The organism is Arundinibacter roseus (assembly GCF_004348825.1).
Classification (GTDB): domain Bacteria; phylum Bacteroidota; class Bacteroidia; order Cytophagales; family Spirosomataceae; genus Arundinibacter; species Arundinibacter roseus.
Genome location: NZ_SMJU01000007.1, coordinates 325,618 through 340,785, shown reverse-complemented (window position 1 = coordinate 340,785; position 15,168 = coordinate 325,618). Strand labels below are relative to the sequence as shown.

At 46.0% G+C, this 15,168-nt stretch carries 12 protein-coding genes; 3 read left to right on the top strand and 9 right to left on the bottom strand.

What is annotated here, in order from left to right; genetic code table 11:
• Window positions 1–97: 97 nt before the first annotated feature.
• Window positions 98–1,315: a saccharopine dehydrogenase family protein gene (locus EZE20_RS13275; protein WP_132118379.1), complete on the bottom strand. Its 1,218-nt coding sequence runs from the start codon at window positions 1,313–1,315 to the stop codon at window positions 98–100.
• Window positions 1,316–1,473: 158 nt separating this feature from the next.
• Between EZE20_RS13275 and EZE20_RS13270 the strand changes: the two genes are divergently transcribed.
• Window positions 1,474–1,956 (top strand): DUF456 domain-containing protein, encoded by a 483-nt coding sequence (locus EZE20_RS13270; RefSeq protein WP_132118377.1) that lies wholly within the window; start codon window positions 1,474–1,476, stop codon window positions 1,954–1,956.
• Here EZE20_RS13270 and EZE20_RS13265 read toward each other — a convergent pair.
• From EZE20_RS13265 to EZE20_RS13235, 7 genes are all read right to left on the bottom strand, one after another.
• Window positions 1,941–3,308, bottom strand: a complete 1,368-nt coding sequence (locus EZE20_RS13265) for an alkaline phosphatase family protein (protein ID WP_132118375.1) — start codon at window positions 3,306–3,308, stop codon at window positions 1,941–1,943. The genes EZE20_RS13270 and EZE20_RS13265 overlap by 16 nt on opposite strands.
• A complete protein-coding gene (gene eboE / locus EZE20_RS13260) occupies window positions 3,308–4,516 on the bottom strand; it encodes a metabolite traffic protein EboE (protein ID WP_132118373.1) in 1,209 nt (402 codons plus the stop codon). Before eboE ends, EZE20_RS13265 begins: the two co-directional genes overlap by 1 nt.
• A gap of 48 nt (window positions 4,517–4,564) precedes the next feature.
• Window positions 4,565–5,722 (bottom strand): 3-dehydroquinate synthase, encoded by a 1,158-nt coding sequence (locus EZE20_RS13255; RefSeq protein ID WP_132118371.1) that lies wholly within the window; start codon window positions 5,720–5,722, stop codon window positions 4,565–4,567.
• Between the two features lie 10 nt (window positions 5,723–5,732).
• Window positions 5,733–6,602: a UbiA-like protein EboC gene (eboC, locus tag EZE20_RS13250; protein WP_132118369.1), complete on the bottom strand. Its 870-nt coding sequence runs from the start codon at window positions 6,600–6,602 to the stop codon at window positions 5,733–5,735.
• 2 nt (window positions 6,603–6,604) lie between these two features.
• Window positions 6,605–7,624, bottom strand: coding sequence for a TatD family hydrolase (locus EZE20_RS13245; RefSeq protein WP_132118367.1), 1,020 nt, complete (start codon window positions 7,622–7,624; stop codon window positions 6,605–6,607).
• Window positions 7,608–8,489, bottom strand: coding sequence for an EboA domain-containing protein (locus EZE20_RS13240; RefSeq protein ID WP_132118365.1), 882 nt, complete (start codon window positions 8,487–8,489; stop codon window positions 7,608–7,610). Before EZE20_RS13240 ends, EZE20_RS13245 begins: the two co-directional genes overlap by 17 nt.
• A gap of 159 nt (window positions 8,490–8,648) precedes the next feature.
• Complete coding sequence (locus tag EZE20_RS13235) at window positions 8,649–9,938, bottom strand: aminopeptidase P family protein (protein WP_132118363.1); 1,290 nt, start codon at window positions 9,936–9,938, stop codon at window positions 8,649–8,651.
• A gap of 177 nt (window positions 9,939–10,115) precedes the next feature.
• On the opposite strand from EZE20_RS13235, the gene EZE20_RS13230 reads away from it, so the two are divergent.
• Window positions 10,116–11,645, top strand: a complete 1,530-nt coding sequence (locus tag EZE20_RS13230) for a S8 family serine peptidase (RefSeq protein ID WP_132118361.1) — start codon at window positions 10,116–10,118, stop codon at window positions 11,643–11,645.
• Between the two features lie 70 nt (window positions 11,646–11,715).
• Entirely contained in the window at window positions 11,716–12,372 is a 657-nt protein-coding gene (locus tag EZE20_RS13225; protein WP_199879899.1) for an HAD family hydrolase, read from the top strand.
• Window positions 12,373–12,458: 86 nt separating this feature from the next.
• Here the strand turns inward: EZE20_RS13225 and EZE20_RS13220 are convergent, their stop codons facing one another.
• Complete coding sequence (locus EZE20_RS13220) at window positions 12,459–15,110, bottom strand: DUF7133 domain-containing protein (RefSeq protein ID WP_132118359.1); 2,652 nt, start codon at window positions 15,108–15,110, stop codon at window positions 12,459–12,461.
• Window positions 15,111–15,168: the final 58 nt, after the last annotated feature.

Below are 15,168 nucleotides of genomic sequence, written 5' to 3'. Positions count from 1 at the left end.
TTTACAAAATATTCAAAAGTTTTGGCAGCAAAAAGGGATACTAATACAGAATGTCAGGAGTCAGCTCAAAAAATCTGAGCTGACTCCTGACAACAATTTAAGCCGGATATTCGTGAGGTAACTCACTATTTATCAATTCATTCCAGGGTAAACCATGGTGGTTTAGCTTCTCCATAAACGGATCAGGATTTAGCTGCTCACAGTTCCACACGCCGGGTTTCATCCAATCCTCGTTAGTCAGCATCAGCATAGCGCCAATCATAGCCGGCACGCCCGTGGTGTAGCTAACAGCCTGAGCCTTCACTTCCCGATAGCACTCGGCATGGTCGCAGTTGTTCCAGACGTAGTAGGTTTTTTCTTCTCCGTTTTGAATCCCCTTAATCTGACATCCGATAGAGGTTTGTCCTTGATAATTTTCTCCCAAAGAATCGGGTGCGGGCAAAACGGCCTTCAAAAATTCGAGAGGAACAATGTCCACGCCTTTAAATTTGATCGGTTCAATGCTCGTCATGCCTACATTTTGCAGCACGTTGAGGTGCGTGATGTACGCTTGCCCAAAGGTCATCCAAAAACGAGCCCGTTTCAGCGTTGGAAAATGCTTTACGAGCGATTCTAGCTCTTCGTGGTACAATACATAACTCTCTTTTGGTCCGATTCCGGGATAGTCAATTGGTTTGTGAATGGACATCGCCGGAATTTCGATCCATTTGCCATCTTCCCAATAGCGGCCGGGTTGGGTGATTTCCCGAATATTTATCTCAGGATTAAAATTGGTTGCAAATGCCTTTCCATGATCTCCGGCGTTGCAGTCAATAATATCGAGATAATGCATTTCATCAAAATGATGCTTATTGGCATAGGCCGTAAAAACCTGCGTCACGCCCGGATCAAACCCACAGCCCAATAGTGCCATCAGGCCAGCTTCCTTAAATCGCTCCTGATAGGCCCACTGCCAGCTATACTCAAATTTGGCCACTTCTTTGGGTTCATAATTTGCCGTATCAAGGTAGTGTACGCCCGTGGCGAGGCAGGCTTCCATCAGCGTTAGATCCTGATAGGGAAGGGCCACATTAATGAGTAGCACCGGTTGAAACTGCTTGATTAGCAGCACAGTTTCGGCCACTATGTCGGCGTCTACCTGCGCCGTTTGAATGCGCACGCCGTGCATTTCCTCAATTTCAGCCGCAATTTTATCGCATTTGGCTTTGGTACGACTTGCGAGCATAATATCGCTAAAAACACGACTATTCATAGCGCATTTGTGCGCTACTACACTCCCAACGCCTCCGGCACCAATAATCAATACTTTGGACATGGTCTGTAAAGTTGAATAAATAAATGGTTCAGTAAAAAAATCGTTCTATGTCCAATCATAAAAATGCGACAAGTGCAAATTCAGTTGGTTAAATTTAGGGCAAAGATAGAAGGGCGAAACCTTTTTTTGCTCACTCACTCATAATTTAGCTGCAACTCATGGATATAGTTTTGCTTGTGTTAGGAATCGTTTCGTTACTTGTTGGACTTGCCGGGGCGCTGTTGCCCTTGCCGGGACCGCCGCTGAGTTTTGTCGGGTTGCTTTTTCTGCATTTTAGCCGATTTGCCGATTTCAGTACGTCTATTTTGGTCACCTTTGGAATCGTTACATTAATCATTGCCGTGCTCGATTATTACATTCCGATTTTGGGCATGAAGCGTTTTGGTGGCACCAATTATGGCAACGTAGGTGCCATCGTGGGCGGTTTGGCCGGATTGCTGTTTATTCCTGGAATTGGCATTTTTGCCGGAACTTTCATTGGCGCAGCCATAGGTGAGCTCATTGGCGGAGCCGATCTAAAAAAAGCCCTCAAATCGGCAGTAGGCTCCTTTGTGGGCTTTCTCACAGGAATTTTCCTGAAAGTAGTACTTTGCGTAGCTATGATTATCTACGCAGGCTATGCACTTTATGACCAAATATGATTCCAGATAACGTCGTACAAATCGATGGCTTCCAGTTGTTTTTGGGGTAAAGGTTCATTCGTAATGCAAATGGGGTAGTATTCAAGCGGAACCATGCTGCTTCCGTGGGAGCCTTTTACCAGACTGGCATCCAGCGGAATGACATCCATTAAATACCTCATCCCCAACAGTTTGCGACCTAATTTATAGCCTGCCCGAAGTTTTATCAACGGGTTGGCCGGGTCCATAAACATTTCTACGGGGTCATAGCCGGGTTTTCGGTGAATGTCCACCAGCTTGGCATAGTCCGGCGCCAGGGCGTCGTCAAGCCAGTAATAGTAGGTAAACCAGGCGTCGGGTTTGGCTATTACCACCAAATCCCCCGAGCGCTCATGATCGAGATGATTGGATTTTTTGCCGGATTCGTCGAGGACGAGCGCAATACCAGGTGTATTTTCCAGCTTTTTCTTGACCTGTTGCAGAATGCCAGGGTCTTTCACGTACACGTGAGCAATCTGATGATCGGCTGTGGCAAATGCTTTGGATGCACCGGCGTCCAGCAGTTCATACCAGCGCTCTTTGCGAACGGTGATCCAGCCTTCTTCTCGCAAAATCCGATTAATGTGTACAGGCTGATTCACCGGATTGATTCCATATTCTGACAGAAGAATAATTCGGGCATTTTTGGCTTCATAGAACGTAACTAACTCCTGAACAAGGGCGTCAATTTCCTGCAATTCTTTATGAATTTTTGAAAAATCAGGACCAAATTTTTGCAGGCAATAGTCCAGATGCGGCAGATAAATAAGCGTCAGCGTTGGATTGTGCCAATCATCCACCCGCATCGAGGCCTTAGCGATCCAGTCCGACGATTTAATATTGGCATTTGGTCCCCAAAAATTAAACAACGGAAATTGTCCCAATTCCTCTTGCAGGCGATCCCGTAACTCAGGCGGATGCGTGTAACAGTCGGGTGCTTTTACGCCATCCGCATGGTACTGCGGGCGCGGCGTGGCCGAAAAATCAGCGGTAGAATACATATTATACCACCAGAACATTTTGGAACAGGTAAATTCAGGATTTTGCTTTTTTGCCGCATCCCAAATTTTTTCGGCCTGTACCAAACCATTTGATTGCTTCCAGAATTTGACCTCAGCATCAGCGCGGTCATACCAGCCGTTTCCCACAATGCCGTGTTCAGACGGCCATTTTCCTGTCACATAACAACTTTGAGACGTAGTCGTGAGGGCAGGAAGTACCGGACGTACGGATGTGAGCGTACGTTTTTTGAGGTATTTTTGAATAAACGGCGTGTGCTCACCAATCAGATTGGCACTCAGCCCCACGATGTCAATCACCACTGTTTTATTCATTATTTGTCCCCTTTGATGGTCTGTATTACCCATTCCAATTCCCGGATGATCGAATCGCCAATCGGTTTTTGCATGTCCGACGGAAGTACGCCCCAGGTGTAGGTTTCTATTTCAAGATGATTGGTAAATGGAAGTTGCTTTTGAAGTGAAAGCGTTTTAACTATTTCATTTTGAGTAGATTGTAATTCGCCGTAGGTGTCAATAAATAGCGGAACGTGAAAATGTACTCGCCATTCGTCTGAAGAATCCTCCGTCCACTGACTAATTGCCTCGGGCAAATCCTTAAATTTTTCCAGCGAACCATCTACCTTTTTCGCCACCACCTGATGCAGGTATACGGGTTCATCAAAAGTACGAATTGCGTTTATTTTTTGAGATTGATTTTCCTGTAAATCAAGTTTGATCGCCGAACTTATCTGAATTTTTCCCACCTTAATCCCGACCGTATCCAACCGATTCAGGACGTCTTCGGGTTCTTCAAAAGCGACGGCAACATGGCACACATCAAAGCACAACCGAATGTGGTTCAAAATGGCTTCTTTGGCGTGTGGGGCCGGAAAACCATGTTTTTCCTGTAAATAGGGTACACCCATTGGCAGGAGCACATCGCGGTACCAATTCACAAATTCCACGGAATTTTCGAGAACTCCATCAGGTTCAGGTTCAATGTCGAGATGCAAAACCTTACCGGTTTCTTTCCTGATTTCTATCAAATAATCTACAACCTCAATTACATTCAGTGTAGCCTGTTGAATAGCCTCTTTGAGTTTTTCATCGCTATTCCACCAAAAACGGTAGGAGAGTGGCGAGGTTGAAACGCCGCCATCCATGCCTTCGGGCAGTAGTTGCGCCAAAATCGAAAAGAGCCGTTTGGAATATTCCGTCCGTTCGGTGGTTGTCCAGTCGGGTGCATGTACCTGATCTTTCACGTGGGTATTATGAAAACCACCGTAGGGAAAGCCATTCATTGTAAAGACGTAGAGATTATTATCGCGGAGCCAATTTTTGAATTCAAGGAGGCGCTCAGGCGAACTCAAATCAAGGGAGGCTTCATGCGCCAGCCTTAGCCCAAGGGCAAAAGGCTGATCAGGAGCCAGATGTTGGCGAATTGCGGGTAGATTATCCTGCAAAATCTGAAAATGTTCCGGCCATTTTTCGCCCGGATGAATATTGCTGCAATAAGTCAAATGACCGAGTGATGTTTTCATTTCTAGTTTTCTGGCGTTGCCGGGTTTAGGATTATTTTTGAAAATAGATTAGACACTAATATTCCTGTTTTCCAGAAAATTAACGGATTCAGCAATTAAATCAGCGTCCATTTCGTGGACTTCCAGCCCGTGGCCAATTTGATCCAGAAGCATAATGGTAAGCCGTCCACCGAGATGTTCCCTAAATTCATTCAGGCCATTTCGGAGGTTGATATTGTCATTTTCGGCCAGCATAGGGTGGTAAAGTTCAAACCCCAACACCTCAAAAACAGACAGGATTCGATTCAATGCTGTTTCCTCCAATAGGCCATTTTTGAAGGAATAAACACTATCCAGGGCAATGCCGATGGCAACTGCTTCTCCATGACGAACCTCAAAATTGGTAAGGTATTCGAGTTTGTGGGCAGCCCAATGTCCAAAATCCAGCGGGCGGGAAGAACCAAATTCAAAAGGATCGCCGCTCCGGATGTGCTCGGTATGCAGGTACGCACAGCGATGAATCAGATAATCCATTTCAGACATAGACCGTTGTGAAAGCGCCACGGCATGTTCTTCAATCCATTCAAAAAAAGCTTTATCCTTGATTAAGGCCACCTTTATAGCTTCCGAAATTCCGCTTCGCCAATCCCGATCGTCGAGCGTAGTCAGGAAACTACTGTCGTTAAAGACGGCCACAGGTGGGGCAAAAGTGCCGAGGAAATTTTTCTTTCCCTGATAATTAATCCCGTTTTTGACCCCAACTCCTGAGTCATTTTGGGAAAGCACCGTGGTTGGAATCCGAATGTGCCGAATGCCCCGGTGCGACACCGCAGCGGCATAACCGACGAGATCAAGTACAGCGCCTCCGCCAATGGCAACCACCAACGAATGACGGTCGATGCCCTGATCATCAATTGCCTGTACAATGGATTCAAACAAAACAGGATCGTTTTTTGCAGCTTCCCCGCCGGGTATTACCAGTATGGTTTGGGATAGCAGAACAGAAGGGACGTTGGTCTGAAAATAAGCACGGATCGTTTCGGTCAGCTTTGGGAAATGCAGAAGCATGCCTTCATCCAGCACAAAAAGTGCCTTCCGCTGAAAACCCACGGCGTGAAACGATTGCAGAAATTGACTGAGCGTGGTATTAGCCGGAGAAAATAAATCTCTTGTAAAATGAATAGAATAGGAATATTCTACCTGAAACTGTTGCTGAATGGTTTGCATAAATAATTCCTCAGGTCACGGCAAAAAACCGGGCTATCTGAATGGATAAAGGTAAAAGTAATAGTAAACAAATGGCCAGCGGTATGTAGCCAAAGGCCATGCACCAGGCAGCGTTCATCACGAGTAAAGAAAGTACGCCTGCCTTAACAGCCTTGCCGATTTTTGGACCAATCGGGTTATTTATAGCCGCAATAAGCGGACGAAAAACCAAATAAGCATGTAGCAAAACCCACGGCACCGTGAGCCAAAGTTGGTTTTGTTGAAAAGCTACCCACAGTTGTGCTGCATGTACAAGTGAATAAAATAACCCGGCCAGGTAAAGCGTTCGGCGTTTGCCGCCATGTACTTCGTCCTGACTAATAAGAGTGATGGCTCCTATATAAATAATTGGCAAAAGCGTGACCCAAAGATTGCTGAATATGGCTTCGGGTAAAACACTCATCCCCAAAAGTAAATTTCCTCCCCGGCACATGCCCATAACCAACGGACCAAACAGACCGCTATGCTTCGCCAGGCTGTCGTAAAGAATGACCAGAAGGGCAATTAAAAAGGCGATCAGTCCGCTCAATGTGCTATACAGTGCCGCGGCGGCAATCCCGATCAAAAGAAGGGAAACTCCAAAAAACGCTGCCTTCCGCAAAGGTACTTTCCCGCTTGGAATAGGTCGTTCGGGGCGTTCAATGGCATCAAGTTTGGCATCAAAAACGTCGTTTAGTACCACACCGCCTCCGTACAAACCCAGCGTAGAAATAAGTAATAATCCAAAGCGATACTCCGAAAACAGGAATCCCGATATGGCCATGCCGGCAACAATGTCGGCAAGGGCCGTCAAAAGATTTGCCGGGCGCGTGAGTTGCACATACGGTTTGAGCGAGGCCATTGTCACTTAATTAACAAAGATTCCCGTGGCACAAGCGGCTGCTGCCCGCCTCTCAAAATGGTATTGCCGTTCATTTTGAGACTTTGGTCGATTGCTATTCCATTTGCAAAATCGGCTTCATCAATTTGCCCGCTTTTTCCAAAAGCATCAATGGCGTTTTGGTAGGTTACCTGCCGAATCGTTTCGTCATCAATCCCGTGCATTTTCATCAGAGCCGCAGTTTTGGGAAGTGCCAGGGGGTCAGAAATGCCCCAATCAGCGGCGCAGTTAATCATGATGCGCTCGGAACCGTAGCGTTGCACCACTTTCACCATGCGTTCATTGCCCATTTTTGTAAAAGGATAAATTGTAAAAGCGGCATAAAAGCCCTGATCAAGTACGCTTTTGACAGTTTCTTCATTGTTATGGTCAATGACTACCCACGACGGGTCAAGACCATGTTCGAGGGCAATTGCCATGCTGCGTTCTGTACCTTGTTTTTTGTCGCGGTGAGGCGTATGCACCTGTACGGGAAGTTTTGCTTCTTTGGCCAGTTCAAGCTGCGCACGGTAGTATTTTTCTTCGGCGGGTGTCTGATCGTCAAAGCCAATTTCTCCTACACCAACCACGCCTTCTTTGTACAAAAATAACGGAAGAATTTCCATCACCTGTTCGGCCAAAGGTTCATTGTTAGCCTCCCGTGAGTTAAGTCCAATCGTGCAATAATGCTTAATGCCAAACTGCGAAGAACGGAACCGTTCCCAATTGACCAGGCTACTGAAATAATCCTTAAAAGAAGCGAGCCCCGTGCGGGGTTGTCCCAGCCAAAAGGCGGGTTCAATGAGCGCCACAATTCCGGCATCGTACATCGCCTGATAGTCGTCTGTGGTGCGGGAAGTCATGTGGACGTGCGGGTCAAAAAAGCGCATGCCTTCAATATATCCCCGGTATTGCTCCCAGTTCAGATCCCGATGAGAAACGCTTTCGTGGATTTCTTCAAAGTGGGAAGGATTTTGTGAATAGTCTTTATCTTTCTGACACATAGGTATTTAAATTTGAAAATTCCAGATCAGCCCAGGATATTTTTTGATGATGTACTTGTTTTTCCAGTTCGGGAAAATTGGCCAGTAATTTTTTTGCTTCTACATTTTCTGAATGAAAACATGCCAGTGCTGCGGCCATTTGGTCATAGGTATTGGTAGACTGGAACAACTGTTGCATTGTTTCCAGAAGTGTGCCATTCACAAACGGGGGAATTAAACGCCAGACCTGGGCGGCCACACTGCGCCCGGCAGCCCAGCGTTCTTTGGCAAAATCGGCCAGGGTTAAGGCTAATTTTTCATTGACCCGTTCTTCCAAACCGGAAATCAGGTGAATAGGTTTGTCGTTAAAAATTGTTTTCAGTACCAATTGATTCCAGGCGAGTTCGTTAAAGTGCCGTGCCGGATAAGGGTTTTGCAAAGCCAGTGCATCAAACACCACCCCTACATTGGACCGAACCGCCTCTGTTGCACGAAAAAGCCATTTTTCCGGATAACTCAGCAGTGGCAGGGCCGAGTACAATGCTACTAATTCGTTCATTTCGGCGGTGTCAAACAGGGTTTCAACATGCCGCACGTACGTTTCCTGTTCAGAAGTGTCCAGACTCATGAGCAGGCAAACCCGACCCAGGCGAATAGGATTCCAGTTTTCCAGTGAAAATCCGGGGTAAACTTCGTTGATTTGGAGCGTCTCCTCAGTTGTGAGTTCCAGCGGTTGTTTTGATAGAAAACGAGGTGCCGCAACAAACGCAGTCATCAATTCCAGGGCAGGAGCCTGACTTTTTTGATCAATCCACTCCCATTCCGGATGGGTTACATGATTTCGGAGAATTGAAAAAAGTAAGGTATGTATATTTTGTAAAAACATGATTTAAAAAGTAAGGGCTAAAAGGTAAAAGTGTTAGTTCAACCTATTATAATGATAACGCTGTCAAATAACCTAACGTTTCATTCAGGAGCCGTTTTTGATGGTTCTGGTAACGGGGCAACAGTAACCTGGCCACGACAGTTTTTTTCATGAATCGAATCAGGCATTCATCAACTCCTCAATCTCTTCGGCTTCAATCGGAATGTGCGCCATTAAATCCCGGTTTCCCTCAGCCGTGATCAGAATATCATTTTCTAACCGGATTCCCAGGCCTTCTTCCCGAATGTAAATTCCTGGCTCACAGGTAAATACCATTCCCGGTTCAAAACGGCGGTATTTATTTCCAACGTCATGTACATCAAGTCCTAAAAAATGTGACGTGCCATGGGGAAAATATTTTTTATACGCAGGCCACTCGGGATCCTGATTGGCAATATCCTGACGGGAAAGAAGCCCTAAATCGACAAGCTCACTTTCCATAAATGTTCCGATTTCGGCGTGGTATTCATCCCAAATATTTCCGGGAACCAACAAACTTTTGGCAAATTTAAACACCCGCAATACGGCATCATACACGTCGCGTTGCCGGGCAGTAAAACGTCCGTTCACCGGAATAGAGCGCGTCAAATCGGCTCCGTAATTAGCGTATTCGGCGGCTACATCTAGTAACAGTACATCCCCATCCCTGCAAGGCTGATTGTTCTGAATATAGTGAAGTACGCAGGCGTTTGCCCCGGAAGCAATGATGGGCGTGTAGGCAAATCCGCGCGATCGATTTCGGATAAACTCGTGAATGAGCTCGGCTTCCAGTTCATATTCCATGACACCGGGTTTGGTAAACGAAAGCAGTCGTTCAAAGCCAAGTTTGGTAATATCGCAGGCAGTTTGGAGCAGCTCGATTTCCTGAGGCTGCTTAATAGCCCGCACCGAATGCATCAGCGGTGCCAAACGGGCGAGGGAATGCAACGGATATTTTTGACGAAATTCCTGAATATAGCGAAACTCCCGGGTTTGTACGGGCGATTCGTTGCGGGTATGTTCGTTGGTGTTGAGATACACAAGTTTAGCTTCGAAAATTACTCCCCGCATGATGGTTTCCCATTGGTGTGTCCAGTAAATAGTCTGAATGCCAGTGAGTTGTCGGGCTTGTTCTTTGGTTAGCTTTTCGCCTTCCCAAACGGCAATATGCTCATTGGTTTCGCGGACAAAGAGAATCTCCCGAAATTTTGGATCGGGATGATCGGGGAAAATCAGTAAAACGGTTTCTTCCTGATCAACTCCTGACAAATAAAACAAATCAGAATTTTGTCGAAAGCCCATCGTGCCATCGGCATTGGTTGGCATGAGGTCGTTGGCATGCACAATGGCAAGCGAACCGGGCTGCATCAGGGTAGCAAGCCGGCGGCGATTTTCTATAAATAGTTTAGAATCAAGTGGTAAGTAGCGCATAAGGTAAAGATTTGTAAGAAAAAGCGTTCTTTTGTGTTTTTAAGCAATTAGAGGTTACAGATCAATTTTTGTAAAATTACGTTTATCTTGTAAAAGTAATCATGACATGCGTCGGGTAAAAATGAACGTGTGCGCTATTTTTTTGCTTACAAAACTGACCTAATCGTAAAAAAGAACATGAGAATCAAAACTTGGCAGCTACTTTTTGTGCTGCTCACTTCTACCTTATCTGCACAACCGAAATACTGGATTTATTTGTCTGATAAAGATCCAAACGCCACACCTGTACTATCTGAAACCACGCTTGAAAATCGAAAACAAGCTGGTTTAGTGCTTTGGGATGAAACAGATTTACCCGTTCGATCGGAGTATTTTCAGGCTATACAAAAATTTAATATTACCCCACTTTATGCATCACGCTGGCTGAATGCTATTTCGGCAGCCCTTACTCCACAGCAGGCAACTACCCTTCGTTCCCTCAATTTTGTGACCGACGTAGTCCCAATGGACGTAGATTTTGTAATTGCCCGAACGGCTCCTGCCGACCGGTCTGCTTTGGCACCTGTAATGTCACAAGTACAGTCTGAGGCATTTAAAAGTCAGGGCTTTACGGGAAAAGGTGTAACTGTGGGTGTTATTGATGCCGGATTCTATGGAGCGGATTCTTCTCATTCCTTACAGCACGTTTTTTCCAATAAACGGGTGTTAGGAATTAGAGATTATGTAAAGCCAAATCAACCGGCTGAATGGTTGTATACGCTCGCAGAGTCGTATTCGGACATGCATGGAACGGAGGTTATGGCGGCAATTTCCGGGTTTGATATTGACGATCAGGTGCAGTATGGTACCGCTCTGAACGCAAAATTTTATTTGGCCCGCACAGACTATTCGTTGCGCGAATGGCGGGGAGAAGAAGATAACTGGATTGCGGCAATGGAATGGATGGATAGTCTGGGCGTGCGGTTGATTAATACCTCTCTGGGCTATGCACGTGGATTTTCGGATCCCAAAGAAAACTATGAGCCAAAACAAATGGACGGTAAAACGAGCGCAATCAGTCGGGCGGCACAGCTGGCAGTTGACAAAAAAGGAATCTTGCTGGTTGTTTCCGCAGGCAATGAAGGCGAAGATAAAAACTGGCGAATCATTTCGACGCCTGCTGACGCCAAAGGTGTTTTGGCCGTTGGAGCAACGAATATGCGCCTCTGGAATCGGATCGGATACAGCAGCATGGGGCCTGAGTTTTTGCCCTATATAAAACCCAATGTATCCTGTTTTTCGTTGTATGGCACTTCCCTTTCAGCGCCGGTCATTACGGGTTTTGCCGCATGTTTGATGGAAGCTAATCCTAAACTAACGAACAAAGAACTGATGGATTTGATTGAGAAGTCGGCGCATTTGTATCCGTATGGAAATAATTTTGTGGGCTATGGCGTACCGCTTGCTTCAAAAGCTTTGGCTCTTGTAAAAGCACCTTATCTGCCATCAAATAGTTCGTCAGTTAAGGTATCGGGCAAGACATGTACTATTGATGTGGTAACTTCTGATCAGATGCTGGTTATTTACCGGAAAAAGAATAAAAAAGATGTTATTTCGCAGCAGATTGCCAAAGTACAGGATGGCAAAATCACGCTGAAAAAGCAAAATGGGGAAGCCTTTACGACCGTAGATTTGAAAGACCGGGCGATTGAGGTAATCTGGGAGTAAACTTGCTGTCGCATGCTTTTTGTTGCTATCCCGTTTGCAGAACTGACCGAACAGGGTCTACCTTTATAGTATGAAAACACAATTTGCCGTATTATTTGACATGGATGGGGTTATTTGTCATACCAATCCGTACCATTCGATGGCGTTTCGGGAATTTTTCTCAAAACGCAATCTGAACCCAACTGACGAAGAGTTTGCACAACATATGTTTGGGAAAAGCAACAGTTACATTCTTCGTCATTTTTTACAGCGTGACATAGTTGGCGATGAGTTTAACCGGCTGGAAGATGAAAAAGAGAGCTTATTCCGTAAGATTTACGAACCTTTTGCCGAGCCAATTCAGGGATTTTTTCCCTTTGTGGAAGAACTGAAAACGCAGGATGTTAAAATGGCTGTTGCTACGTCGGCACCGTTGGCAAATCTGGAAATGATTGCCGCAAAGCTGGGGTTGGATCGTTTCATGGATTCATTTATGGCAAGTGAAGACGTTACCAATCACAAACCAGACCCGGAAGTTTATCTAAAATCAGCCGAACGATTGGGTATGCATTCGTACCAATGCGTGGTTTTTGAGGATTCATTTTCAGGAGTTACAGCCGCCCTGAACGCCGGAATGCGGGTGGTTGGGGTGCTTTCGTCGCATTCACGTGACGAACTTCCGCCCTGTAACTTGTATATTCAGGATTACGCAGAAATTTCTTACCGCGATTTAGAAGATTTATTCTGAGTGTTTTTTTTAACCATTAAGGAGTTAAATAATCTTAATGAAACTTAACTCCTTAATGGTTAAGATTTTTGCAAAAACGGGGCGTATTATTTCTTCTGCTTTGAAAGGAACGTAATCAATGACGCAAACTCTTCATAAGAAAGAGAATTGGCCAGTCCTGCGGGCATCATAGACGTTTCGAGTTCTTCACGCTTAATAATATCCGAAACTTTTATCTGATACACTTGGCCGGTTATGTCACGCAGGACAAGTCGATTAGCCGATTCTTCGGTCACAAATCCCATATAACTTTTGTCGCCTTTGGCAGTAATAAGTACCGAGGCAAAACCCTGCGAAATAGATGCATTCGGTTTCAGGATTGATTCCGCAATTTGTTCTCGGGTCATAATGGAGCCAATCTGACCCATAAACGGTCCTTTCATGGCTTCGCCTTTGTTGATGCTGTGACAGGCGATGCACCCTTGTTTGGTAAACAGCGTTTTACCCAAAGCCGGATTTCCGGGAATTTTGTCCATCGCCAGCATTACATCTTCAATGGACGCTTCGCCAACCTGACCTTTTTTGTTCTTGATTTTTTCGAGATCAACCTTTACTTCCTCTTTCACGGCCACTGCTTCCTGCGTCAGGTTCCACTGCGGAATATCCATCCGTAAGCGGCTATTCAAATCCGTATAGAAGGTTTTGTCAGTATCTTTTTCCCATTGATTTAGTAGAAAATCCCTGATTACTTCGGAAGATTCCCATTCAATGCCTTTGTAGTACGGGCCGTGCGTATCGGGCCGGGTACTCCACCACCACGAGCCGTCGTAGGGTGCTTCTTTTTTATACAACCGAGCTAATGTTGACAGTATATTTCGTTTCAGCTGAACATCGGATGTTTTTGAAAAAGCGGAAATTAAGCCATTTACCGCCCGAGGGTCATGCATATAGCGCAGCGCCCACAAGGCAATCGCTGAATTTTCTGACCCAATTTTCTGCACACTTTCGTCTACTGCATGGAGGCTTACAAGAGCCCGAACGGCAAGGTGAGGCAATATAATGTCGGCATTTGGTGTGGCATGTGGACCTTCTGTACCTGCGGCGGGAGAAACAAATGAACCCGGCACCTTTACAGATAGCAAGCTCGTAGCCGCCTCAGCACGCCCCAATCTGCCAAGTCCAATGATGGCAGCGGCGCGTACCCGTTCGGAAGGGTCATTCAAAGCTTGCAAAAATAGGTTGAGAGGGACCTCTGCGAGCAGTTCTTTTCGGTCGGTCAATGCCCTCAGGGCGTATTCTTTTAGCGAAGCATCTGTGGCAAGCTGAATCAGTCGTTCCAGACCTTTTTTACCACTAAGTTGAGAAAAAGTATACATTCCTGCCACCCGAACTTCTGAACTAAGCGATTGATTGGAAGCGACTTTCCATGCCAATTCACCTGCTTCCTTTGCGGGGCGTTTGAGCAATTCCTGCTGCGCTGCCAAACGGGCTACTCCGCTTGTGGAGGTAAGTTGTGCTTCAAGCTGTTTCCAGGAAGCCTTTTTAGGGGATACATAGGGGGAAAGTTTCCAGTTTTTGGGTACAGCCCGAACGACAAATCCTTTGGCCGGATTGCCCGAATAGCCCGCTCCATCCCAGGCCGACAAGTACATGCGTCCCGAAGCATCCATATCGACATCGGTTATTTGAGCCAGTTTAATAAATTCCTCCTCCTGCTGCGTATAGCTGGCACCATTGGGTTTTACCCGGTGAATATACAATTGGCTACGACCCCAATCGGCCATCATGGGAACTTTGTTGTAGGCAGCGGGCCATGAGGCATCATCAATAAAAATGGAACCTGTGCCGGATCCACCGCCAATATCCACAAGTGCAGGTAAAATTTCTTCGGTAAAGTGTTTAAAAAGAACGGGATAGCCGTACTCGGCAGTTTGGATTTGGTGAATAAACCGGATATTCCAACCACCGCCGTCGTTGGTGTTACCCCGTGTAAAAATGTTCATGAAAGGGTCAATGGCTACATCATAAATATTACGGGTTCCATGTGTATACACTTCCATTTCGGTGCCGTCGGGTCGCACGCGCACAATCCCTCCACCCAGCATGGTCATTTTTTTGCCGGTACGATCTACCGCATCATGAAAACCGAAGTCACCAACGGCAATGTAAATCCAGCCATCAATACCCATTCGGATACCATTGGTGGCGTGGTCGGTGCCGCGGCTTTGTAAAAATTTAGGAGAACTGATATTCTGAATCAGAGGTTTGGAAGGCCCATCGGCTACGCCGTCTTGATTTTTATCCTCAAATACAACCAAATCCATCCCGGATGCGATTCCGGTTTGGGTCGAGAATGTGGTGTGCAGGACGAAAACCTGATCACCGTTGACGATGATTCCCCGCGGGTTGTCAACCATTGCAAAAGTTGTGATCTGATCGGGTTTGCCGTCATTGTTAGTATCAACCAATCGTACGATTTTTCCGTTGCCTGGTTTTTTGCCAAGCGAACCGATCATATCTACTCCTACAAAAACCTCTCCGGTGGCGGCCACGGCGAGGCAGGCAGGACTTGGTGTGACGTCAGGGCCGACAAAATGAGTAACAGATAATTCAGAAGGCCATTTGGCTGCGTTTGACAGCGAATCAGTCCCGGCATGAACAGGTACCAATAGGTCTTCGGTTTCCTTTTTTTCGGGTGAAAAAGGATTTAATAGAAATAGAACGAAGGCCGAAAATAGACCGAACGAAATTTTTGACATGAAATGAATGGGGTAAGGCTACGAAAGAAAAATTTTATACAAAAATAAAAACAGGCCG

Excerpts from the sequence above, each read along its gene's own strand:
- eboE (WP_132118373.1), bottom strand. The coding sequence starts at position 4,516 with ATGAAAACATCACTCGGTCATTTGACTTATTGCAGCAATATTCATCCG.
- EZE20_RS13225 (WP_199879899.1), top strand. The coding sequence starts at position 11,716 with ATGAAAACACAATTTGCCGTATTATTTGACATGGATGGGGTTATTTGT.
- EZE20_RS13245 (WP_132118367.1), bottom strand. The coding sequence starts at position 7,624 with ATGTGTCAGAAAGATAAAGACTATTCACAAAATCCTTCCCACTTTGAA.
- EZE20_RS13230 (WP_132118361.1), top strand. The coding sequence starts at position 10,116 with ATGAGAATCAAAACTTGGCAGCTACTTTTTGTGCTGCTCACTTCTACC.
- EZE20_RS13220 (WP_132118359.1), bottom strand. The coding sequence starts at position 15,110 with ATGTCAAAAATTTCGTTCGGTCTATTTTCGGCCTTCGTTCTATTTCTA.
- eboC (WP_132118369.1), bottom strand. The coding sequence starts at position 6,602 with ATGGCCTCGCTCAAACCGTATGTGCAACTCACGCGCCCGGCAAATCTT.
- EZE20_RS13270 (WP_132118377.1), top strand. The coding sequence starts at position 1,474 with ATGGATATAGTTTTGCTTGTGTTAGGAATCGTTTCGTTACTTGTTGGA.
- EZE20_RS13235 (WP_132118363.1), bottom strand. The coding sequence starts at position 9,938 with ATGCGCTACTTACCACTTGATTCTAAACTATTTATAGAAAATCGCCGC.
- EZE20_RS13255 (WP_132118371.1), bottom strand. The coding sequence starts at position 5,722 with ATGCAAACCATTCAGCAACAGTTTCAGGTAGAATATTCCTATTCTATT.
- EZE20_RS13265 (WP_132118375.1), bottom strand. The coding sequence starts at position 3,308 with ATGAATAAAACAGTGGTGATTGACATCGTGGGGCTGAGTGCCAATCTG.
- EZE20_RS13240 (WP_132118365.1), bottom strand. The coding sequence starts at position 8,489 with ATGTTTTTACAAAATATACATACCTTACTTTTTTCAATTCTCCGAAAT.
- EZE20_RS13275 (WP_132118379.1), bottom strand. The coding sequence starts at position 1,315 with ATGTCCAAAGTATTGATTATTGGTGCCGGAGGCGTTGGGAGTGTAGTA.